The sequence below is a fragment of the Serratia sp. AS12 genome (genome assembly GCF_000214195.1).
Taxonomy (GTDB): Bacteria; Pseudomonadota; Gammaproteobacteria; order Enterobacterales; family Enterobacteriaceae; genus Serratia; species Serratia plymuthica.
Genome location: NC_015566.1, coordinates 410,712 through 432,641, shown reverse-complemented (window position 1 = coordinate 432,641; position 21,930 = coordinate 410,712). Strand labels below are relative to the sequence as shown.

The window sequence follows — 21,930 nt, the reverse complement described above, 5'->3', positions numbered from 1 at the left end:
CGGCAAATGAGAACAGGCGACGCTCTCGCTGAACCGAAATACCTGGCCCCCTATTATTCAGGGGGCTTTTTTTACAGCTCGCGGCGGAAAAAGTCTGCGGTCGCGGACAACGCCAACGGCGTGATGCGGTGCTTGACGCCCGGCTCGGTAATAAACGTCAGTTGACGATCCCAGCCGCTCTGGCGCAGTTCGGTCGCCAGGCGCAGGCTTTCCGCCGCCGGCACCACATCGTCCGTCTCGCCGTGCCACAGCAGCAGCGGGCGATCGGTAACCTTTTCCAACTGATGCTCCAGACCGTAATCCGCCAGAACGGCAATGCGCGCCTCAAAACCGGCGGCAGTCAAAAGGTTGCCCTGCTCATCCAACGGCGGAAACAGCGTCTGGGCCAACGAGGTGTAATAACCGCTCCCCATCAGGCTGGCAGCCGCTTTAATCCACGGATGACGCGCAAAACAGCCCAGGGTGGTCATGCCGCCCATTGAGGCGCCGGCTACGCCGATCCGCCCGTCGGCAATCAGGCCACGCTGTTCAAACTGCGCTTTGAGCGCCGGCAGCTCGTCGATATTGCGTTTGAGGATCTCCCAGAAGCTGGCCAACCGCCGCTGTTCATCACCGTCAAAGCGCTCGCCGTGCAGATCGGCATCCGGCAGCACCACGCGAAAACCCGCCCTGGCCAACGCATAGGCAAAGTAGGCGTACACTTCTTTCGACGAGGTGTAACCATGGTAGAAAAACACCGTCGGCAGCGGCTGATGATACTGCCCCGCCGGCACAGCATGGATCACCGCAACCTCGCCCACCCGTTCGTCATGTATTTCAATCATCCGTTTTTCCCTCTGCGTACCTGTTGCCTTCATAATGGCAAACTTGAGCTAAAAGCATTAGCTCAATCTGTTCCACTTTATATTGGGTTACACTGAAGCCATGATAGCGGTTTCCCCGAGGTGTCCATGAAACTTTCCCGCCTGCTGCTCCCCCTGACGCTGGCTACCGTGCTTTCCGCCTGCGGCATAATGACCACGACACCAAAAGCCCCGCCGCCGCCAACCGATCGGGCACAGGAGATCACCCGAGCGCAAACTTCTGAGTTGGTAAAGATAGGCACCACCAGCGCCCTGGTTTACGGCAGCCCGATGGATGTGGAAGCGGAGATTAACAGGAAGGCCAACGCCAGCGGCGCGCGCTATTACATGATCATCATGAACAGCGAAACCGTCGTTCCCGGCCAATGGTATTCGCAGGCGATCCTGTATCGGTAAGCTGCGGCGTTTTAACCATATTTACAATGGCTTTGCACAGACTGAAGTTGGATATTGCACACTGGCGGTCAACCTGCCGCAACCTGCGGTCGTTCGACGAAGGGGAACGCCATGAAACGCTCCGCCGCACTCACCACCCTCCTGCTCTCCGTGGGGTTGCTCACTGTTAGCGCCCAGTCTGCCGAACTGGCGCCCGCAGACCGTGTTACACCGCTCAGTGAAATTGCGCAAATCACCCTGAATAATCTTTCAGGCTCGCCTCAGGACGTCGAACAGGTCATTGCCCGCAAGGCTGATGAGCATGGGGCAAGCTATTACCGTATTCTGCAGATGGAGGAACAGGCGCATCAGCCCGGCTGGCGCGCCTCGGCGATTTTTTATCTTTAATAACTCATGCAAGCCGCATTTAACACGCCGCCGCTGATCGAAACGCCCCCCAGAAAAATCCCGGCGGCCAGGTGATTGGACTCAATCTTGTCGCTGATGCGCGGCATGTAGATTTTTACCGCAGCAAACAGCAACAGTTGCACCACCAGCGCCACTACGCCCCACAGCAGGTAGTCCAGCAGGCTGATCGAGTTGATCGCTGCGCTGGCCAGCGGGATCACATACCCCAGGCAGGCACCGACGAATCCGAAGGCGGCTGACTGATTGTCGGCCTTGATCAACGCCCATTCGTCATGCGGCGTAATGCGGGTATAGACAAACAAGAACACCAGAACCATGGCAAAGCCACTGAAGAAATAAGAGGCGAATGCCGCCAACGCGCTGAGAATATCCATGTCATGTTTCCTGGTCAGAGGTCAGTATCCCTTACGGGCCAAGTGCTGAATTAAAAAGTTTTTTCTGTTGCGACGCCACTGTTTTCCCTAGCCGCCCATCGCTCTGGCAAACAGCATATCGCACAACCGGTCAGGCAGTACCCGTTCGCCACGGGCGTCGAGCGTCATTTGACACCAGGCTTCCGCCAGCGGTGGTGAACTGTAGCGCAGAAGCTGTGCCGCCGCGAACAGATTGAATAACGAGCTGGCGACCGCCCGTCCCTGTTCCTCACGGGGTTTACGCATCAGTTGGCTCAGTTGTCGCCACTGGAGGTCAAAATGTCGATTCTGTCCCTTCACCTCACCAAATTCACGGTCCAGAGCTTCCTGTACCGCCGGTAATCGTCCCCAGGCTCGCATCACGTCCAGGCACATAATGTTGCCGGAACCTTCCCAGATGCTGTTCACCGGCATTTCACGATACAGTCGCGGCAGTTCGCTCTCTTCGCAATAACCCAAGCCCCCCAACGCCTCCATGGCCTCTCCCACAAAAGGGATCCCTTGTCGGCAGACCTCAAATTTCGCCGCCGGGGTCAGCACCCGACACAATGCCTGCTCAAGAGGATCGTCGGCGCTGTCATAAGCCCGCGCCAGGCGCATCAGCGCCGCTGTCTGCCCTTCCAGCCGTAACGCCATCCGCCCCAATACCTGACGCATCATCGGGTGTTCGATAAGCGTTTTGCCAAATGCCTGCCGCTGCAGGGTATGGTACAAGGCTACCGATAACGCACGCCGCATCAAGCCGTGACTGCCCAGCGCGCAGTCAAAGCGCGTCAGACCACCCATTTTGAGGATATGCCGCACGCCATCCCCTTCCTCACCCAGCAGCCAGGCGGTGGCATCCTGGAACTCCACCTCACTGCTGGCGTTGGAACGGTTGCCCAGCTTATCTTTCAACCGTTCCAGCCGTATCGCATTGCGCGTACCGTCGGGCAAAATACGCGGCAGGAAGAAGCAGGACAGGCCGCCTTCGGCCTGCGCCAGCACCAGATGCGCATCACTTTGCGGCACCGAGAAGAACCATTTGTGCCCCACCAACCGGTACGCTTCCCCAGAACCGCGAGCCGTTAACGGGGTGGCGGTGGTGGTATTGCTCAGCACGTCGGATCCTCCCTGCTTTTCGGTCATTCCCATACCAATCAGCAAACCCCGCTTTTGCCCACCCGGTGACAAATGCGCATCGTAGCGGTCGGAAAGCAGCGGCGACAGCCAGGATTGAAATTCTGAGGGCAACAGGCGTTGCAGTAGAGGAATAGCGCCAAAGGTCATCGTCACTGGGCATAAAGTGCCGGCTTCCACCTGTGCATGCAGCACAAAGCGTGCGGCACGCGCTACAAACACACCGATGCGGGCATCCTCCTGCCACGGCAGGTTATGCACCCGGTTGGCGATCAACCCCTGCATCAAAATATGCCAGGCAGGATGGAAACGAACGTCGTCCAGGCGCTGCCCGGTGGCATCATAACGCAGCAGTTCAGGTGGATTGGCGTTGGCGAGTCGCCCCAGCTCCAGCGACTCCTGGGTGCCCAGCTGTTGGCCCAGCGAGGCCAGTACGTCTGTGTCCCAGCCAGCCTGCTCGCGCTGTACCGCCTCATGCAGCGGCGTATCAGACAGAAACAGATTGCTGTTGCCCAGCGGCTTGGGTTGATTGAAAACGGTATGCGTTGTCCAGACCATCGGCTTGCTCCCTGATAAAGGCTTCAGGAGTAATTATGGCCACAAGGGGGATTTTTGCCGGAGGCGGGATCACAAGGTGGGAAATTGACGGAGGCGCAAGCGCCCCCGTGGATAAATCAGCTGCGCTGGCGCACCGCTTCGAACAAACAGATGCCGGTAGCAACAGAGACGTTCAGAGAAGAAACCGTCCCCGCCATCGGGATGCTGATCAGCTCATCGCAGTGTTCGCGGGTCAGGCGGCGCATGCCTTCGCCTTCAGCCCCCATCACCAACGCCATCGGACCGGTCATTTTGCTCTGGAACAGCGTATGGTCGGCTTCGCCGGCGGTGCCGACGACCCAGACGTTCATTTCCTGCAACAAACGCAGGGTGCGCGCCAGGTTGGTAACGCGGATCAGCGGGACATTTTCCGCCGCGCCGCAGGCCACTTTCTTGGCGGTGGCGTTCAACTGGGCGGAACGATCGCGCGGGACGATAACCGCATGCACGCCGGCCGCATCCGCGCTGCGCAGGCAGGCGCCGAGGTTGTGCGGGTCGGTCACGCCGTCCAGTACCAGCAGGAATGGCGTATCCACGCTTGCCAGCAGGCTCGGTAAATCATTTTCCTGATACTGACGCCCTTCGCGCACCCGGGCGATAATACCCTGATGTACTGCGCCCTCGACTTTTTCATCCAGCCACTGACGGTTCGCCACCTGGATAACAATGCCGGTCGCTTCCAGCTCGGCGATCAGCGGTTGCAGCCGGCGATCGTCGCGCCCTTTCAGAATAAACACTTCCAGGAAGCGCTGTGGATCGTTATCTAACAGGGCTTTGACGGCATGAATACCGTAAATAATTTCGCTCATGATGCTCTTTTTACTGTGCGGCTGGCAAATGCCTGCCGGTGATAATGACGTGCGGCAGGTTAAGCCTGCTCAGCACCTTTCTTCTTGCCGGCGCGCTTGGCCTTGGTAGCCGCCGCTATTTTCCGGGTTTTGTCAGACGCTTTCTTGGCTTTCGCCTTTTTATCTTTCTTCACCTGGTCAGCCGGTTTGGCTTCGTCTTTTTTGCGGAAGGCGCTGTCCGGCTCAAAGTTGGCCGGTGGCTTGCCACCACGACGCTTGTTGCGCTGTGATGCCGGAGCGCGGCCTGCACCGGCACCGTCACGCAAGGTGCGTTGGCCGCCGTTCTTGGCGCGATCGCGTTCGGTTTTACCTTCGCCGCGCGGTTTGCGGGTGCTGGAGACCAGGGCAAAATCAATCTTGCGCTCGTCCATATGCACCGCTTCAACGCGGATCTCCACCGTATCACCCAAGCGATAAACCATGCCCGAGGATTCGCCGATCAGGCGCTGGCCGATATTATCGTAACGATAATAATCGTTATCCAGCGTTGAGACGTGCACCAGGCCGTCGATAAACAGATCGTTCAAGCGCACGAAGAAGCCGAAGCCGGTTACGCTGGCGATAATGCCGCTAAACACTTCACCGACGTGATCCTGCATAAAGTCGCATTTCAGCCAGTCGGCAACGTTACGCGTCGCTTCATCAGCGCGGCGTTCGGTCATCGAGCAGTGTTCGCCGAGCTGCAGCATTTCTTCAAACTCGCTGTGCCAGCCGCCGGTCGGCGTCCAGCGCTCTTTCGGCTGGCCGTGCTCTTTAGCCAGCAGATATTTGATCGCACGGTGCAGAGCCAGGTCAGGATAGCGGCGAATTGGCGAGGTAAAGTGGCCATAAGAGGCCAGTGCCAGGCCAAAGTGCCCGCGGTTTTCCGGATCGTAGATCGCCTGTTTCATCGAACGCAGCAGCATGGTTTGCAGCATTTCGCGGTCAGGGCGCTCAGCCACTTCATCCATCAGGGTGGCGTAGTCCTTCGGCTGCGGCTTGTTACCGCCCCCCAGCGTCAGGCCCAGTTCACCCAACACGCTGCGCAGTGCGGTAATGTGATCGTCGCTTGGGCGATCGTGCACGCGGAACAGTGCCGGCTCGTTATGCTTCTCGACAAAGCGTGCAGCGGCGACGTTCGCCATGATCATGCACTCTTCGATCAGCTTGTGCGCGTCGTTGCGTACCGTTGGCTCAACGCGCTCAATACGGCGTTCGGCGTTGAAAATAAACTTGGCTTCTTCGGTTTCGAAGGCGATGCCGCCACGTTCGGCGCGCGCCTGATCCAACACCTTGTACATGGTGTGCAGTTCCTGCAGGTGCTTGACCAGTGGGTGATAATGCTCACGCAGCTCCTGATCGCCCTGCAGAATATGCCAGACTTTGTTGTAGGTTAAGCGGGCGTGGGAGCTCATTACCGCTTCATAGAATTTGGACGTCGACAGGCGGCCCTGGGCGGAGATGGTCATCTCACACACCATACACAGACGATCAACCTGCGGGTTCAACGAACACAGGCCGTTGGAAAGGACTTCCGGCAGCATCGGGATAACCTCCGACGGGAAGTACACCGAGGTGCCACGGTTGCGCGCTTCGTCATCCAGCGCGGTACGCGGGCGCACGTAGTAGCTGACATCGGCAATGGCCACCCACAGGCGCCAGCCACCGCCGCGTTTTTTCTCGCAGTAAACGGCGTCATCGAAATCGCGCGCGTCTTCGCCGTCAATGGTTACCAGCGGCAGCTGACGCAGGTCAACACGGCCTTTCTTGGCGGCCTCGGGTACCTGCTCGCTGAGATCGGCAACCTGTTTTTCCACCTGCGGCGGCCAGACATGCGGGATCTCATGGGTACGCAGTGCGATGTCCACCGCCATGCTGGTGCCCATTTTATCGCCGAGGATCTCAACAATCTTGCCTACCGCCTTGGTGCGACGGGTCGGGCGTTGGGTCAGTTCAACCACCACCATAAAGCCCATGCGCGCACCGCTGACGGCCTCGGCAGGGATCAGGATATCAAAGCTGAGACGGCTGTCGTCCGGCACCACAAAGCCGGTACCCGCGTCCATAAAGAAGCGGCCGACGATTTGACTGGTTTTCGGCACCAATACGCGCACGATGCGCGCTTCACGGCGGCCCTTACGGTCGGCAGCCATCGCTTGCGCCAGCACCACATCGCCGTGGATCGCCATTTTCATCTGCTCAGCCGACAAATACAGGTCGTCTTTGCTACCTTCAATACGCAGGAAACCAAAGCCGTCGCGATGACCAATCACGGTACCGCGCAGCAGATCCAGACGTTCCGGCAGCGCATAGCACTGGCGGCGAGTAAATATCAATTGACCGTCACGCTCCATCGCGCGCAGGCGGCGACGTAACGCTTCTAGCGCCTCTTCACCGGTTAAATCCAGCTCTTTGGCCAGCTCTTCGCGGCTGGCCGGCGTTTCTCTTTTCGCCAGATGGGCCAGAATGAATTCACGGCTCGGGATTGGGGACTCATATTTTTCTGCTTCTCGTTCCAGGAATGGATCTTGTGACATTGCGGTTCCTCCGTTGTCATCAGCAGGGTGCCGCTGAGCCTTGTCTTCTCAGCGACGCTTTATTCGACAAGCAATAGCTTGTAGAGGGGTGGATTGTCTTCGACCATATCGGCCAACGTGTGGCTATCCAGCTCTTCAAGGAAATTCTGTACGCCCTGGTGCAGCACCTGCTTCAGGCGGCATGCAGGGGTTATGTGGCAAAAATCACTGTTGCAGTTAACCAACGAGAGCGGCTCCAGCGCTCTTACCACGTCGCCGAGGCGAATGGTTTCGGCCGGTTTGCCCAAACGGATGCCACCGTTCTTTCCGCGCACTGCGGTCACAAACCCAACCCGGCTTAACTGATTGATGATCTTCACCATATGGTTACGGGACACACCATAGACTTCGGTAACTTCCGAAATGCTGGTCATTTTGTCCGGTGGCAGCGAGGCCATGTAGATCAACGCCCGCAGGCCATAATCAGTAAAACTTGTTAACTGCACATCTACCTCTGGGTCTCTTTCTACCCGTCTGACAAGCCGATTTTCGGCATTATTCAAAAGATTACTTATTGGATAATAAACCAGCCGGAGAGTTCGCCGCTAATTATTTAGCGTATCTCAGGCTCTGGAGCGGGTTAAAGAAAGGATTTTTTGACGTGAAACCGCAATCGGGGAGAATAATAATAAAAACAAACCGGGACATGCCCGGTTTGTTTTGGTGCAGCAAAGCCGGATTATGCGTCGAACGGGTCGCGCAGGATCATGGTCTCGCTACGATCTGGGCCAGTAGAGATAATGTCTACCGGTACGCCAGTCAATTCTTCAATACGCTTGATGTAGTCCAGCGCCGCCTGTGGCAGTTTGCTGTGATCTTTCACGCCAAAAGTGGTATCGCTCCAGCCAGGCAGGCTTTCGTAGATTGGCTCAATGCCTTCCCAACCTTCTGCAGCCAGCGGCGTGGTGTCCATTTCGCGGCCGTCAGGCATGCGGTAACCCACGCAGATCTTCACTTCTTTCAGACCGTCCAGCACGTCCAGCTTGGTCAGGCAGAAGCCGGACAGGGAGTTGATCTGCACTGCGCGGCGAACCGCTACGGCGTCCAGCCAACCGGTACGACGACGACGGCCTGTGGTGGCACCGAACTCGTTACCTTGTTTGCACAGGTATTCACCGGTTTCGTCGAACAGTTCAGTAGGGAACGGACCTGCACCCACACGGGTAGAGTAGGCTTTAACGATGCCCAGCACGTAGTCCACGTAACGCGGACCAATACCTGAACCGGTAGCAACGCCGCCAGCAGTGGTATTGGAAGAGGTTACATACGGATAAGTACCGTGGTCGATATCCAGCAGGGTACCCTGAGCACCTTCGAACATGATCAGATCGCCACGCTTGCGCGCGCCGTCCAGCAGTTCGGAAACGTCAACAACCATTGCGGTCAGGATATCAGCGATGGACAGCACATAATCCAGAGTCGTCTGGTAATCGACGGCTTCGACTTTGTAGTAGTTAACCAGCTGGAAGTTATGGTAATCGATGATTTCTTTCAGCTTAACGGCGAAGGTTTCTTTGTTGAACAGATCGCCAACGCGCAGACCGCGGCGAGCAACTTTATCTTCGTAAGCCGGGCCGATACCGCGACCGGTGGTGCCGATAGCTTTCGCACCGCGCGCTTTCTCACGCGCGTTATCCAGCGCAACGTGATAAGGCAGGATCAGCGGGCAGGCTTCGGACAGTAACAGACGTTCGCGTACCGGGATGCCGCGCGCTTCAAGTTCACCCATTTCTTTCATCAATGCGTCTGGCGCCAGAACTACACCGTTGCCGATGATGCTGGTTACGTTATCACGCAGAATGCCTGAAGGAATTAAATGAAGGACGGTTTTCTCACCGTTAATAACCAGAGTGTGGCCAGCGTTATGGCCACCTTGGTAGCGCACAACATATTGAGCCCGTTCAGTCAGCAGGTCTACGACCTTGCCCTTACCTTCGTCACCCCATTGGGTGCCCAGTACGACGACGTTCTTACCCATTTTCAAAATCACCGGTTGCTTAAAAATGGATTCTACCACCGTAATTTTCGATTTTCAGCACTTTCAGCACACGATTGCGTCTTTTTTAGACTAAACTTTAAACCCCCGTGCGGCTACGCAACATGTAGTAGATCACACAGCCCGCAACCACTATTCCACCGCCAAATCGCCGCAGCGTAGCGTCAGGCAACTGGGTCATCGCCAGTATCATTTTACGCCAGGCCTGCGGAAACAGCATTGGCCCCAGCCCTTCCAGTACCAAAACCAGCCCAAGCGCCAGCCAAATCGTCGAATTCATGCCTCACCCCAAAAAAGAAAGGGCCCGCGGTTAAACGGGCCCCCAATAACTCACCTGTCGCTGTTACTTACGCGTGGAATCAGGCGACTTCATGTAGCGGAAGAAATCGCTGTCCGGACTCAGTACCATCACGTCCTGGTTGTTGCTGCTGAAACTGGTTTCATAAGCACGCAGGCTACGGATAAAGGCATAGAAGTCCGGATCCTGGCTGAATGCGGCAGCAAACAGTTTAGCCGCTTCGGCATCGCCATCACCACGGGTGATACGCGCCGTACGCTCGGCTTCCGCCAACGTACGGGTCACTTCGTAATCCGCCGTTGCGCGCAGCTTCTCAGCTTCTTCCTGGCCTTGTGAACGGTGACGACGAGCTACCGCTTCACGCTCGGCGCGCATACGCTGGTAGATTGCGTCAGACACTTCAGCCGGCAGGTTGATCTGCTTGATACGCACGTCGATCACTTCGATACCCAGTGCAGCCATGCTGTTCGGGTTAACCTTCGGCAGCTTGCCGGTGGTTTCCTTCTCAACGCGGGCCGCAGCGGAAGCAATGGCATCATCAGCTTCAGTAGTCACCACTTCTTCGCCATCACCGACGGTACCGGTGTTCAGCGCGTCACGTACGTCAGACATCAGCTTGCCGCGCGAGTCGGTCACGATGTCTTTCACATCCAGACGACCAATCTCGGAACGCAAACGGTCACTGAACTTACGTTTCAACAACACTTCGGCTTGTGAAACGTCACCGCCGCCGGTTGCCAGATAGTAACGGCTGAAATCGCTGATACGCCATTTCAGGTAAGAATCGACGATCAGGTCTTTCTTCTCGCTGGTTACGAAGCGGTCAGCCTGGTTGTCCATGGTCTGGATACGCGCATCCAGCATTTTCACTGATTCGATAAACGGGATCTTGAAGTGCAGACCCGGCGCATACACCAGCGGTTTGTTGTCGCTGTCACGCAGTACCTTGCCGAAACGCAGCACGATGCCGCGCTGGCCTTCCTGCACCACGAACAGAGAAGCGTACAGCGCCACCAGCACCGCGAGGACGATAACTATAAAAGACTTACGCATTGATTACTCTCTCCCTACGCGAGTGGTGTCGTCACGCTGCGCATTCGCCCGGCGTTGGTCCATGACCGAGCCGCTGTTGCTACGCTGGCTGTTCGAGCTGGCGCCACTGCTGGCGGACGGAGCGGGGTTGAGACGAATCAGGCTGGTGTCTTTATTGCCTTCACCTGCCGTGCCGGCCGGGCCACGCAGCATTTGCTCAAGCGGTAACACCATCAGATTGTTGCCTTTGTCATTTACCAGCACCTTGCGGGTGTGGCTCAGGACTTTTTCCATGGTTTCGATATACAGACGCTCACGGGTAATTTCCGGTGCGGATTTGTATTCCGGCAACAGTTTGGCAAAGCGCGCTACCTCACCCTGAGCTTCCAGGACGGTACGATCTTTATACGCTTTGGCATCTTCCAACAGACGCTGCGCCTGGCCGTTAGCTCGTGGCTGAACTTCGTTGGCGTAAGCTTCTGCCTCACGGATGTACTGCTGCTCGTTCTCACGCGCGGCAATCGCATCGTCAAATGCGGCTTTCACCTCTTCCGGCGGACGGGCTGCCTGGAAGTTGACGTCCAGCAGCGTGATCCCCATGTTGTACGGACGAATGGTCTCTTCCAGTACGCGTTGGGTATCGCTACGCACGATAGTACGGCCTTCGGTCAGGATCTTGTCCATGGTGTACTTGCCGATAACGCCACGCAGGGCACTGTCGGTAGCCTGGCTCAAGCTGTCGTCGGCACTGGTCACGCTGAACAGATACGCTTCCGGATTGGTCACGCGGTACTGCACGTTCATTTCCACGCGCACCACGTTCTCATCGGAAGTCAGCATCACGCCGGAAGCCGCCAGCTCACGCACAGACTCCACGTTGACCGGACGAACTTCGTCGATGAAGGTCGGTTTCCAGTTCAGACCCGGTTGCACCAGGTGGCTGAACTTGCCGAAACGGGTGACTACGCCACGTTCGGCTTCTTTGATGGTGTAGAAGCCGCTGGCGGCCCAAATCACCACCACCGCAACCGCAGCAATGCCGACAATACGGCTGCTGAAACCCGGACCTGAGGTACCGGTGCCGCCACCATTATTGCTGTTGGAACCTTTTCCCCCGCCCAAGCCGCTCAGTTTTTTGCTCAGCTTGCGGAAGATATCGTCCAAATCAGGAGGTCCTTGCTCGCGACCGCCTTTATTGTTACCGCCAGAGTTGCCGCCATTATTATTGCTGCTCCCCCACGGGTCGCGGTCCTGTCCGTTATTACCGGGCTGATTCCACGCCATGTTTTAGCTCCATATTCTGTGATTGGGTACTTCAGGCTTACGCGAAGCTCAAATGTAACAGGATATGATCATACTATAAAGTTAATCAGGTCCTGTTCCTGTTTACAGAGGCGACGCCATTCGACAATTGGCATACGAATCACCATGCCGATGCTGCCGTCTTCTTCGTTCCACTCTTTCTCAATTGCCTGAAGCTGGTAAAAACGGCTACGAAGACGGCCTGCCTGTGGCGGTAAGCGCAGCTCATATTGCGCGATTTCCCCCGATAAGCGCTCCGTCAACGCCTGATACAGCAACGGGATACCTTCACCGCTGGCGGCGGACAGCCACACCCGGATCGGTAAGTTTTCATCGTTGCGGTCGATACGCGGGACAAAGTCATCCAGCATATCTATTTTGTTCATCACTAACAGTGTAGGGATCTCATCCGATTCAATCTCTGCCAGCACGGTGTTTACCGCATCAATGTTCTCATCGACGCGGGTATCCGCGGCGTCGATTACATGTAACAGCAGAGACGCCTGGCGAGTTTCCTGCAGCGTCGCCTTGAAGGCGGCTACCAGATCGTGCGGCAGGTGCCGGATAAAGCCTACGGTATCCGCCAACACGGTATCGCCCACGTCCACCACGTCAATACGGCGCAGAGTGGGATCCAAGGTGGCAAATAGCTTGTCCGCCGCATACACATCGGCAGACGTTATTCGGTTAAACAGGGTAGATTTGCCGGCGTTGGTATAACCCACCAGCGATACGGTCGGCACTTCAGCACGGGTACGCGCACGTCGGCCCTGTTCACGCTGCTTGGCTACCCGCTCCAGGCGGCGTAAAATCAAGCTGATACGGTCACGTAACAGACGACGGTCGGTCTCTAACTGGGTTTCCCCCGGCCCGCGCAGGCCAATCCCCCCTTTTTGGCGCTCAAGGTGCGTCCAGCCACGAACCAGACGCGTGGCAATATGACGCAACTGCGCCAACTCCACCTGCAGCTTACCTTCATGGGTACGGGCACGCTGGGCAAAGATGTCTAGAATCAACCCGGTGCGATCGATCACCCGGCATTCACACAGGCGTTCAAGATTTCTCTCCTGCGCCGGGGAAAGGGAATGATCAAACAGGACAACAGATGCGCCACTGGCTTTTACCGCATCTGCAATTTCTTCGGCCTTTCCTTCGCCTACAAAGTACTTGGGATGTGGGGCTTTGCGGCTACCAGTAACCACTTGCAAAGCTTCAACACCCGCGGAGGACACCAGGGATTCGAACTCACTGAGATCTTCCGTATCTTTGTCTTGCGAGAAATAGATATGAACCAGGACGGCCTGCTCACCGGCTTCATAACGGTCAAACAAGCGTGCAACCTCTCAAACGGACACATACCGCGAGTTTGGGGGACATAAACAGCCCATGGCTGCTTATGCTCCCCGTCATGGTTGACTCGCAACGCGCTTTATTCAGCGTCATCGCTTTCCTGCTGCGGCTGTTGCGGCGCAGACGGGTTGTTACCATGGTGATAGTTACTGGTGCCGGCGCTCGGATTGTTGCTATGGTGCGAAACCGGGCGTGACGGAACAACGGTAGAGATAGCGTGCTTATAAACCATCTGGCTCACCGTGTTTTTCAACAGGATGACAAACTGGTCAAAAGACTCAATCTGGCCTTGCAGCTTAATACCATTCACCAAATAAATAGAAACCGGAACACGTTCACGACGCAATGCGTTCAGGAACGGATCTTGCAAAGATTGCCCCTTAGCCATTCTATCTTTTCCTTATTTGCTTGTTGTTTGTAACTAAGAACCTGTCGGCTCTAAAATAAACGACCTAAAAAATTTGCGCGCTGAATACTCATCAATTGTACACAATCACTCAACCTATGCACTAACAACCTGTATTACCGAGTCCAAAGCCTCTCCCGGCTTCTCGCTGTCCAGCCAATGTACCGAGTTCCAGCCCCGTAACCAGGTCATTTGGCGCTTAGCCAACTGACGCGTTGCGCAAATACCACGATAAACCATCTCATCGTAACTAATTTCGCCAGACAAATATGACCACATCTGGCGATAACCGACACAGCGAATGGAAGGCAAATCCGTATGCAAATCACCCCGTGCAAAAAGTGCACGCGCTTCCGTCTCAAAACCTGCCGCCAACATTTGATGGTACCGTAGCTCGATGCGTTGATGAATCAACTCACGGCTGGTCGGCGCTATCGCAAATTGGTGAACATGATACGGCAACGATTCACCCGAAATTTTAGTCAGTTCCGTTAAAGTTTTACCCGAAATAAAAAAAACTTCCAGTGCTCTGGACAGTCTCTGCGGATCATTCGGATGAATTCTCATTGCCGCAACCGGGTCAATCTCTTGTAACTGACGGTGTAAAACGTCCCAACCCTGCTCAGCCGCCTGCTGTTCGATGCGTTCTCTCACTGCCGGATCGGCGGAGGGCAACGGCGATAATCCTTCCAACAGCGCCTTGAAGTAGAGCATGGTGCCCCCCACCAGCAGCGGGATGCGGCCTGCGGCGGTAATCGCGGCCATCTCTTTCAACGCGTCGGCACGAAAATCCGCTGCGGAGTAGGCTTCTGCGGGATCGCGGATGTCAATCAGCCGGTGCGGAGCCTGCGCCAACTCTTCGGCGCCAGGCTTGGCGGTGCCGATATCCATACCGCGATAAATCAGTGCGGAATCCACGCTGATCAGTTCCACAGGCAAGCGCTCACGCAGCGCGATCGCCAGAGCGGTTTTGCCGGAGGCGGTCGGCCCCATGATAAAAATAGCCGGGGGACGTGGTGTCATTTCAGTTTCAATCATGCTTAAGGGCTGTCAGTGCAGCCTGTAAATCAACAGGTTGTAAAAGTCCGCTCGGAGGTGATTTGACCAGCTGCGGGCAAAGTCGTTCAACGTCGGTCAGCAATTGTATCGCTTGCGAGGTGTTCCACTGTTCGTGCTCGCTGCCTAAATGGCGGGCGATCCAGGTGGCTAACACCGCGGGCGACATCTCCTGATGCTCGGCCAGATAGCCTAACAGTTCGGGTATCAGTTTTTGTAAATTTTGTTGGCGTAATGGTAAAGGTACTGCGCGCAGCGTCACACGCCCATGATCCGACTGCAGATCCAGCCCCATTTTGACCAGCAGCGGTTGGTGGCGTACGCAGGCAGCCACCTCGTTTTTGTTCAGCGTCAGCTTGATGGGAATCAGCAACGGCTGTGGCCGCAGGCCATCTTCCGACGGGCTGAGCTGCGCCTGACGCAACCAGCGTTCGGCCACCGGCAGGTTCAGCAACATAAGCTGTTGACGGCGTTCGATCAGCGCATAGCACGGCGGATGAATCATCAGTACCCGACCAAAGCTGTGCTGACTGCCCGCCAGCGGTGTTTCCTGCTCGATTTTTACCGGTGGGAACAGCGGCTGTTTCGGCGCTTCCTGGCGCGATTCGGCTGCGGGAGCGGCCTGCAGCAGCTTGCCATACAGTTCACCTTCGCGCTTTTGATAACCGCTGCCCACGTGATAGGCCGGCTGTGGCACAGGTTCACGCGCAACCGCCGGTTCGGCCGATTGAGTCTCGCGACGTGGCGCAGGCTGCGAGAAATGGTTGCCGCCGGCAGCGACGCGGTTTTCCGGCTGCCAGGTCGGAGCGGGTTCCTGGTCCTGTTCATCCGCCAACGGCAACGGCACATTGCCCACCTGCTGCAGCACGGTGGTTACCGCCTGATAGATAAAATCATGCACTAAACGCGCCTGATGGAAACGCACCTCATGCTTGGCCGGATGAACATTCACGTCGACCTGATGAGGATCGACTTCGAGATACAGCACATAAGCGGGCTGCTGCTCATCTTTTAATTGATCCTGATAAGCCTGGCGAATAGCGTGGTTGATCAGGCGATCGCGCATCATGCGGCTATTGACGTAACAATACTGCATTTCGCCCAGTTGGCGGGCACCGGCGGGATCGGCCACCCAACCGCGAATGGTCAGATCGCCGTGTTGCCAGGAGATGTTCAACGCATGCTGCAAAAATGCCGGCCCACAAATGCTGCCCAGACGGCGTTCATGCTGGCTCTCGTCTTTCGCTGCGCGGTATTGACGGATCAGTTTGCCATTGTGGCTGAGGTTTATCGCCACATCGAAACGCGCCAGCGCAATGCGCCGCACGACTTCATCAATATGACCAAATTCGGTTTTCTCGGTGCGCATAAACTTGCGGCGCGCCGGGGTGTTGTAGAACAAATCCAGCACTTCCAGCGTGCTGCCTATCGGGTGCGCCGCCGGCTTGACCGTCACCGCCTGATCGCGGCCTTCGGCATAGGCCTGCCAGGCTTCGCTTTGTTCTGCAGTGCGTGAAGTGAGCGTCAAACGGGAAACCGAGCTGATGCTGGCCAGCGCTTCGCCGCGGAAACCGAGGCTGACAATCGCTTCCAAATCGTCAAGGGTACTGATCTTACTGGTGGCGTGACGAGCCAACGCCAGGGCCAGATCTTCCTTGCCAATACCGCAGCCGTTATCGCGAATGCGGATCAGCTTGGCGCCACCGCGTTCGATGTCGATATCGATGCGCGTCGCCCCGGCATCCAGGCTGTTTTCCACCAGCTCTTTCACCACCGACGCAGGCCTCTCGACCACTTCGCCGGCGGCAATCTGGTTGGCGAGCTGTGGCGGTAATACCTGGATGGGCATACTGGCTCCTGTCATGTTGGCGCTAGGCCTGCGGGATGGTCAGCGTCCGATCCAGCGGCGCGACGTCCGACTTCAGTTTATTCACGCGCTTCAGATCGCTGACGCTAACACCATAACGGGAAGCAATGGATGACAAGGTATCACCGCGCGTCACTTTATGTTTTGACGCTTTCTTCACGCTGGGTTTCGCCTTGGCGACCGTGCGGGTTGGGGGCGGTGCTGAAGTTTTAACCGCCGCTGCGACGTCCAGCGGGCGGTTTTCCACCTTTGGGTCGGCTTGTAGCGGATGCGCCAGGAAATAACTGCGCAGGCCATTGTGGATCGCCCTGGCAATTTTATCCTGATACGCGCTACTGCCCAGCAGCCGCTCCTCCGTGCTATTACTGATAAATCCTGTTTCCACCAGCAGCGATGGGATGTCCGGCGAACGCAGCACGCCAAGGCTGGCATGTTCCGGACGGCGTTTATGCAATGAACCCACGCTTTGCAATTGCTGCAAGACTTTTACCGCAACATCGTAGCCCACTCGCTGCGAGTGGCCGAACTGCAAATCCAGCACCGCCTGGCTCAGGTAAGGATCGGCCTGGCTGTTGGCCAGCAAATCACCCGCACCGCCAAGCAGCTCAGACTGTTTCTCATGCTGTTCCAGCCAGCCTGCCATCTCACTGTTGGCTCGGCGGTTGGACAGCACCCAAACCGAGGCCCCGTTGGCGCTGCGGTTTGGCGCGGCGTCAGCATGAATGGAGACCAGCACGTTGGCCCCCTGTTTACGCGCCACATCGGAACGCCCCATCACCGAGATGAAGTAATCGCCTGTACGCGTCAGCACCGGTTTGAACTGCGGATCGGCATCCAACATGGCCTGCAAACGGCGAGCGATGCCGATGGTAACATTTTTCTCTTTCAGGCCGTTCGGGCCGATAGCGCCTGGATCCTGCCCGCCGTGACCGGCATCAATTGCCACCACCACGCGATCGCCGGAACCCACGGAAACGCGGCTGCTGCGTGGCGTAATTTCCGATGCGGTGCCCGATACTACAGTCGGCTTATTGGTGAAAGGGTTCGAGCCGCTCGGCGCTCTTCGCACCGGTGCAGATTCAACTTCAGACTCAGGTTCACTCATCACCGGCGCTTTGCGTACCGGCTCGCGGACCACTACAGGGGCCGGTGCAGGTGTAACCACCGGCGTTCTGCGCACCACGTTAGTGTTGGCGCTGCCCTCGGCGGCAATGGTAAATACGACGGTATAAATGCCGCCGTTCTGGCGCGTAGCGACGCGTGTTTTCGAACGCTGGGTCAGATCAAACACCAACCGCACGCTCTGAGCGTCTTTCGGCGTACTGGAGCGGATGCTTTTTACCAGATTCTGTCCGCTAAAACTCAGCGGCAAGCCGCCAACCTTGCCTTTCTGGTTAACGTCCAATACCACGCGGTCCGGGCCGTGCAGCGGGAAGAAGGCATAATCCGGCGGGCCATTGAAACTCACCGATACCGTGGCTTCTCGCTGGGCATTGGATACTTTGATGTCAGACAGCGACGATGCCGCCAGCGCACTGGCCACACCAAAAGGCCCCAATACGGCGATCAGGGTGATTACGAGTAATTTCTTCAACGCATACGTCATTGCGGCGTCATTCCTGTGGCCCGTGGATACGGTCTAAAAGCTGGCTACCGTAGGCGGAAACCGCCTGAATTTTTGCCTCTCGCCCCTGATCCTGATAGCTGAGGTGCAGCTCCAGATCCGGATCCGGCAACACGCCAGTGCCCTGCTGCGGCCATTCCACCAGGCAAATGGCATCCTGCGCAAAATAATCGCGAATGCCCATAAATTCGAGTTCTTCCGGATCGGCTAACCGATACAAATCAAAATGGTATACCGCCAGTGGCAACAGCGCATACGGCTCCACCAGCGTATAGGTTGGGCTTTTAACATTGCCCAAGTGCCCCAAAGCCTGCAGGAAACCACGGCTGAAGGTGGTTTTACCGGCGCCCAAGTCACCGTAAAGATAAATTACGCTGGCGCGATCGCACGCCTTGGCCAAGGCGGCGCCCAATGCGACAGTCGCTGCCTCATCCGGCAGAGGTAAAACGAGTTCTTTCATTCGATAGTTTCTATTATGCCAACTCAGGATTAACGTAATAAGGGATTTCCGGCAATAAATCGCTCGCCAGCATCCCTCTTGTTCCTTGTCTTGCCGCCACGCGATCGGCCGCAGCGCCATGCACGACACACCCCGCGCAGGCTGCATCATACAGCGAGAGCTTTTGCCCCAGCAAACCACCGATAATGCCCGACAGCACGTCGCCCATACCACCGGAGGCCATGCCCGCATTACCGACGTCCGCTATCGCCATCTGGCCCTGCTCATCCGCGATCAACGTACCGGCACCTTTCAACACCGCCACGCCACCGTAATGCGCCGCCAGTTTGCGCACTGCAAGTAAGCGATCACTCTCAATATCAGCGGTACTGCACCCCAACAAGCGTGCAGCCTCCCCTGGATGCGGGGTAATCACGCGATTCTGACGCTTCTCGGGGTTTAATGCCAGCAAGTTCAGTGCATCGGCATCCCATAACGCCGGTTTATCACTAGCTTGCAGTACTTTCAGTGCATTCCGACCCCATTCGCCCTGGCCCAGTCCCGGCCCCACCACCACCACATCCGCCCAATTGAGCGCCTGTTGCAGCGTATCGTCGCTCAGACGTTGCACCATCAGCTCAGGACGGGCGGTAAGCAGCGGCCCGACATGCTCAATGTGAGTGAGCACTCGCACTAGGCCTGCACCGCTACGCAGTGCGGCCTCTGCCGCCATACGTATCGCCCCGCCAAAGCCGTGATCGCCGCCCACCAACAGTAAACGTCCTTGTTCTCCCTTGTGCGAACAAGGGCGGCGCGGCTTCAGCCACAACGCCAGAGATTCTGCGGTAACCCGATGAATCTGCGCCGGTTGCTTTGCCAGCCAGCCCGATAATCCTAGCCTACTCTGATGAAGTTGCCCGACCCAATCGCGGGCCTGGCCGGTTAACAGCCCCGGTTTTAGGGCGATAAAGGTGACGGTGTGCGTAGCGCGGATGACCGCGCCAGGCGTAGCGCCATTTTCGGCCAGCAGACCTGAGGGGATATCCAGTGCGATAACCGGCGCTGAACTGCGGTTGGCGGCCTCAATCAAGGCATTGTAAGGCGCTCGCGGTGCGGTACCCAGCCCGGTGCCGAGCAGGCCATCGATAATCAGATCGATACTTTCCGGCCAGCGGCTGTCAGCCGGATGAATCTCACCCCCAGCGTTCAACCAGGCCTGCCGGGCAGCGGCGGCCTCAACGGGTAAGGGCCGCGCACCCTCGCAGGCAATCAACGTAATCTTTACGCCGGCTGCGGCAGCCAGTCTGGCGACCACGTAACCGTCGCCGCCGTTGTTGCCGTGGCCGCACAGCACCAGCCAGTGGCTGCCTGCCGGGAATTGGTCGCGCGCCAGGGCGTAAGCCGCCTCACCGGCACGCTGCATCAAATCGTAGAGTGAAATGCCGAGCGAGGTGGCGGCGGCAGGTTCTGCCTGTCGGATCCCGTCCGCAGACCAGACAGAGTGTGATAAACTGTCGGTGTATTGTTTTTCACTGTGGCCCGTCATGACACACCCCCTCGATCTCAATCAACTCGCCCAACATATCAAGCAATGGGGGCAATCGCTAGGATTCCAGCAGGTAGGCATTTGTGATACCGATCTGAGCGCCGAAGAACCCAAGTTGCAGGCATGGCTGGACAAGCAATACCACGGCGAAATGGAGTGGATGGCGCGCCATGGCATGCTGCGCGCGCGGCCGCATGAGCTGCTGCCCGGTACGCTGCGGGTGATCAGCGTGCGCATGAACTACCTGCCGGCGAAAGCGGCCTTTGCCAGCACCCTGAACAATCCGCAATTGGGTTACGTCAGCCGCTATGCGCTGGGGCGTGACTATCATAAATTGCTGCGCCAGCGGCTGAAAAAGCTCGGCGATCAGATCCAGGCCTACTGCGGTGAGCTGAACTTTCGTCCCTTTGTCGATTCGGCGCCGGTGATGGAACGTGCATTGGCCTCCAAGGCCGGCATTGGTTGGGTTGGTAAACACTCACTTATTCTCAATCGCGAAGCCGGTTCCTGGTTCTTTCTCGGAGAACTGCTGATCGATCTGCCGCTACCGGTGGATGAACCACAGCCGGAACAGTGTGGCCGCTGCGTCGCCTGCATCACCACCTGCCCAACCGGCGCGATTGTCGCGCCTTACACCGTGGACGCACGCCGCTGTATCTCCTACCTGACCATCGAGCTTGAGGGCGCCATCCCTGAAGAGTTTCGCTCATTGCTGGGTAACCGCATTTACGGCTGTGATGACTGCCAGCTTATCTGCCCGTGGAATCGCTTCTCCCAGCTCACCGACGAAGATGATTTCAGTCCTCGCGCTGCGCTGCATGCACCTCAGTTGATTGAACTGTTCGGCTGGACGGAAGAGAAATTCCTGCGCATTACCGAAGGCTCCGCCATCCGGCGTATCGGCCATTTGCGCTGGCTGCGCAATATCGCCGTGGCGCTGGGCAATGCCCCTTATCAGGATGCCGTAGTGATAGCGCTGCGCTCCAGGCTGAGCCAGGACCCCATGCTGGACGAGCATATTGACTGGGCGCTTGAGCAGCAGTTGGCGCGACGGGAAGTGCAGGGAATAGAAGTGCAGACAACGCAGAAAAAACGATTGATACGGGCGGTGGAAAAAGGATTACCGAGGGATGCCTAAAGCCCCTGCCGGATCCGTTGTCCAGACCCCGATAGTCGCTCTGTGGATTTGTGCATAAAAATAAAAATGCTTTGTCTTTCAACTGCAACAAAAAGAGCAAGTGATCGGCATAACGTTTTCTTATAAAAAAATATAGCTAAAAATCAATAAATTACATATTTCATTTCGGTGGCGTTGATTTTTTGAACTGAGGGTATTATGAGCGCTATCTGTGGATAACTCTGTTCACAACATTTCGACAGGGTGTGTATGGAGAGACAAAGAGCCCCGCCGGCAAAGGCGTTGAACTGAGTTTAATCGAAGATAAAATTGGAGCGGGAAACGAGACTCGAACTCGCGACCCCGACCTTGGCAAGGTCGTGCTCTACCAACTGAGCTATTCCCGCATTGAGATGCTTTGGGCATCCGGCCATCAAACAACAACATGGCCTTTGAATTTTTTGGAGCGGGAAACGAGACTCGAACTCGCGACCCCGACCTTGGCAAGGTCGTGCTCTACCAACTGAGCTATTCCCGCGTCGCATGGGTACTGCTTGATACTTTTTTTATTCATCACGCCGCATAAGCAGCATTGTTGAATTTGGAGCGGGAAACGAGACTCGAACTCGCGACCCCGACCTTGGCAAGGTCGTGCTCTACCAACTGAGCTATTCCCGCCCGGCGTATCGATGTCGGAA

At 56.9% G+C, this 21,930-nt stretch carries 20 protein-coding genes and 3 tRNA genes; 3 read left to right on the top strand and 20 right to left on the bottom strand.

The window, feature by feature from the left end:
* Nucleotides 1-71: 71 nt before the first annotated feature.
* Entirely contained in the window at nucleotides 72-824 is a 753-nt protein-coding gene (yjfP, locus tag SERAS12_RS01990; RefSeq protein ID WP_013811250.1) for an esterase, read from the bottom strand.
* 126 nt (nucleotides 825-950) lie between these two features.
* Here yjfP and bsmA point away from each other — a divergent pair, with 126 nt between their 5' ends.
* Both bsmA and SERAS12_RS01980 read left to right on the top strand, forming a co-directional pair.
* A complete protein-coding gene (gene bsmA, locus SERAS12_RS01985) occupies nucleotides 951-1,259 on the top strand; it encodes a biofilm peroxide resistance protein BsmA (RefSeq protein WP_013811249.1) in 309 nt (102 codons plus the stop codon).
* A 111-nt stretch (nucleotides 1,260-1,370) separates the two neighbouring features.
* Nucleotides 1,371-1,646: a DUF1471 domain-containing protein gene (locus SERAS12_RS01980; protein WP_013811248.1), complete on the top strand. Its 276-nt coding sequence runs from the start codon at nucleotides 1,371-1,373 to the stop codon at nucleotides 1,644-1,646.
* Here the strand turns inward: SERAS12_RS01980 and SERAS12_RS01975 are convergent.
* The 16 genes from SERAS12_RS01975 to nnr form a co-directional block, all read right to left on the bottom strand.
* Nucleotides 1,643-2,041 carry a DUF350 domain-containing protein gene (locus tag SERAS12_RS01975; protein WP_013811247.1) on the bottom strand — a complete coding sequence of 133 codons (399 nt, stop codon included), beginning with the start codon at nucleotides 2,039-2,041 and terminating at the stop codon, nucleotides 1,643-1,645. The genes SERAS12_RS01980 and SERAS12_RS01975 overlap by 4 nt on opposite strands.
* Nucleotides 2,042-2,128: 87 nt before the next feature.
* Nucleotides 2,129-3,757 carry an isovaleryl-CoA dehydrogenase gene (locus SERAS12_RS01970; RefSeq protein WP_013811246.1) on the bottom strand — a complete coding sequence of 543 codons (1,629 nt, stop codon included), beginning with the start codon at nucleotides 3,755-3,757 and terminating at the stop codon, nucleotides 2,129-2,131.
* A gap of 116 nt (nucleotides 3,758-3,873) precedes the next feature.
* Nucleotides 3,874-4,605, bottom strand: a complete 732-nt coding sequence (gene rlmB, locus SERAS12_RS01965) for a 23S rRNA (guanosine(2251)-2'-O)-methyltransferase RlmB (RefSeq protein WP_013811245.1) — start codon at nucleotides 4,603-4,605, stop codon at nucleotides 3,874-3,876.
* A 59-nt stretch (nucleotides 4,606-4,664) separates the two neighbouring features.
* Complete coding sequence (rnr, locus tag SERAS12_RS01960) at nucleotides 4,665-7,160, bottom strand: ribonuclease R (RefSeq protein ID WP_013811244.1); 2,496 nt, start codon at nucleotides 7,158-7,160, stop codon at nucleotides 4,665-4,667.
* Nucleotides 7,161-7,219: 59 nt separating this feature from the next.
* Complete coding sequence (nsrR, locus tag SERAS12_RS01955; RefSeq protein ID WP_004952720.1) at nucleotides 7,220-7,645, bottom strand: nitric oxide-sensing transcriptional repressor NsrR; 426 nt, start codon at nucleotides 7,643-7,645, stop codon at nucleotides 7,220-7,222.
* Between the two features lie 233 nt (nucleotides 7,646-7,878).
* The gene (locus SERAS12_RS01950; protein WP_013811243.1) at nucleotides 7,879-9,177 is read right to left on the bottom strand and encodes an adenylosuccinate synthase; all 1,299 of its coding nucleotides are present in this window, start codon (nucleotides 9,175-9,177) and stop codon (nucleotides 7,879-7,881) included.
* Between the two features lie 97 nt (nucleotides 9,178-9,274).
* Entirely contained in the window at nucleotides 9,275-9,475 is a 201-nt protein-coding gene (locus SERAS12_RS01945; protein WP_013811242.1) for a DUF2065 domain-containing protein, read from the bottom strand.
* A 63-nt stretch (nucleotides 9,476-9,538) separates the two neighbouring features.
* Nucleotides 9,539-10,546, bottom strand: coding sequence for a protease modulator HflC (gene hflC, locus SERAS12_RS01940; RefSeq protein ID WP_013811241.1), 1,008 nt, complete (start codon nucleotides 10,544-10,546; stop codon nucleotides 9,539-9,541).
* A 3-nt stretch (nucleotides 10,547-10,549) separates the two neighbouring features.
* Entirely contained in the window at nucleotides 10,550-11,809 is a 1,260-nt protein-coding gene (hflK, locus tag SERAS12_RS01935; protein WP_013811240.1) for an FtsH protease activity modulator HflK, read from the bottom strand.
* Nucleotides 11,810-11,877: 68 nt separating this feature from the next.
* Nucleotides 11,878-13,158 (bottom strand): ribosome rescue GTPase HflX, encoded by a 1,281-nt coding sequence (hflX, locus tag SERAS12_RS01930; RefSeq protein WP_013811239.1) that lies wholly within the window; start codon nucleotides 13,156-13,158, stop codon nucleotides 11,878-11,880.
* A gap of 98 nt (nucleotides 13,159-13,256) precedes the next feature.
* Nucleotides 13,257-13,565: an RNA chaperone Hfq gene (gene hfq / locus SERAS12_RS01925; RefSeq protein WP_004952704.1), complete on the bottom strand. Its 309-nt coding sequence runs from the start codon at nucleotides 13,563-13,565 to the stop codon at nucleotides 13,257-13,259.
* Nucleotides 13,566-13,679: 114 nt separating this feature from the next.
* Complete coding sequence (gene miaA, locus SERAS12_RS01920) at nucleotides 13,680-14,621, bottom strand: tRNA (adenosine(37)-N6)-dimethylallyltransferase MiaA (RefSeq protein WP_013815085.1); 942 nt, start codon at nucleotides 14,619-14,621, stop codon at nucleotides 13,680-13,682.
* A complete protein-coding gene (gene mutL, locus SERAS12_RS01915; protein ID WP_013811237.1) occupies nucleotides 14,614-16,488 on the bottom strand; it encodes a DNA mismatch repair endonuclease MutL in 1,875 nt (624 codons plus the stop codon). Before mutL ends, miaA begins: the two co-directional genes overlap by 8 nt.
* Before the next feature lie 22 nt (nucleotides 16,489-16,510).
* Nucleotides 16,511-18,112 (bottom strand): N-acetylmuramoyl-L-alanine amidase AmiB, encoded by a 1,602-nt coding sequence (gene amiB / locus SERAS12_RS01910; RefSeq protein ID WP_013811236.1) that lies wholly within the window; start codon nucleotides 18,110-18,112, stop codon nucleotides 16,511-16,513.
* 7 nt (nucleotides 18,113-18,119) lie between these two features.
* On the bottom strand, nucleotides 18,120-18,590 hold the full coding sequence (tsaE, locus tag SERAS12_RS01905; RefSeq protein WP_013811235.1) for a tRNA (adenosine(37)-N6)-threonylcarbamoyltransferase complex ATPase subunit type 1 TsaE: 471 nt from the start codon (nucleotides 18,588-18,590) through the stop codon (nucleotides 18,120-18,122).
* 13 nt (nucleotides 18,591-18,603) lie between these two features.
* A complete protein-coding gene (gene nnr / locus SERAS12_RS01900) occupies nucleotides 18,604-20,115 on the bottom strand; it encodes a bifunctional ADP-dependent NAD(P)H-hydrate dehydratase/NAD(P)H-hydrate epimerase (protein WP_013815084.1) in 1,512 nt (503 codons plus the stop codon).
* Here nnr and queG point away from each other — a divergent pair.
* Complete coding sequence (queG, locus tag SERAS12_RS01895; RefSeq protein ID WP_013815083.1) at nucleotides 20,114-21,253, top strand: tRNA epoxyqueuosine(34) reductase QueG; 1,140 nt, start codon at nucleotides 20,114-20,116, stop codon at nucleotides 21,251-21,253. The two genes, nnr and queG, sit on opposite strands and share 2 nt — an antisense overlap.
* Nucleotides 21,254-21,563: 310 nt before the next feature.
* Here queG and SERAS12_RS01890 read toward each other — a convergent pair.
* The 3 genes from SERAS12_RS01890 to SERAS12_RS01880 form a co-directional block, all read right to left on the bottom strand.
* A tRNA-Gly gene (locus SERAS12_RS01890) sits at nucleotides 21,564-21,639 on the bottom strand.
* 55 nt (nucleotides 21,640-21,694) lie between these two features.
* Nucleotides 21,695-21,770: transfer RNA gene (locus SERAS12_RS01885), tRNA-Gly, on the bottom strand.
* Between the two features lie 64 nt (nucleotides 21,771-21,834).
* Nucleotides 21,835-21,910, bottom strand: a tRNA-Gly gene (locus tag SERAS12_RS01880).
* Nucleotides 21,911-21,930: the final 20 nt, after the last annotated feature.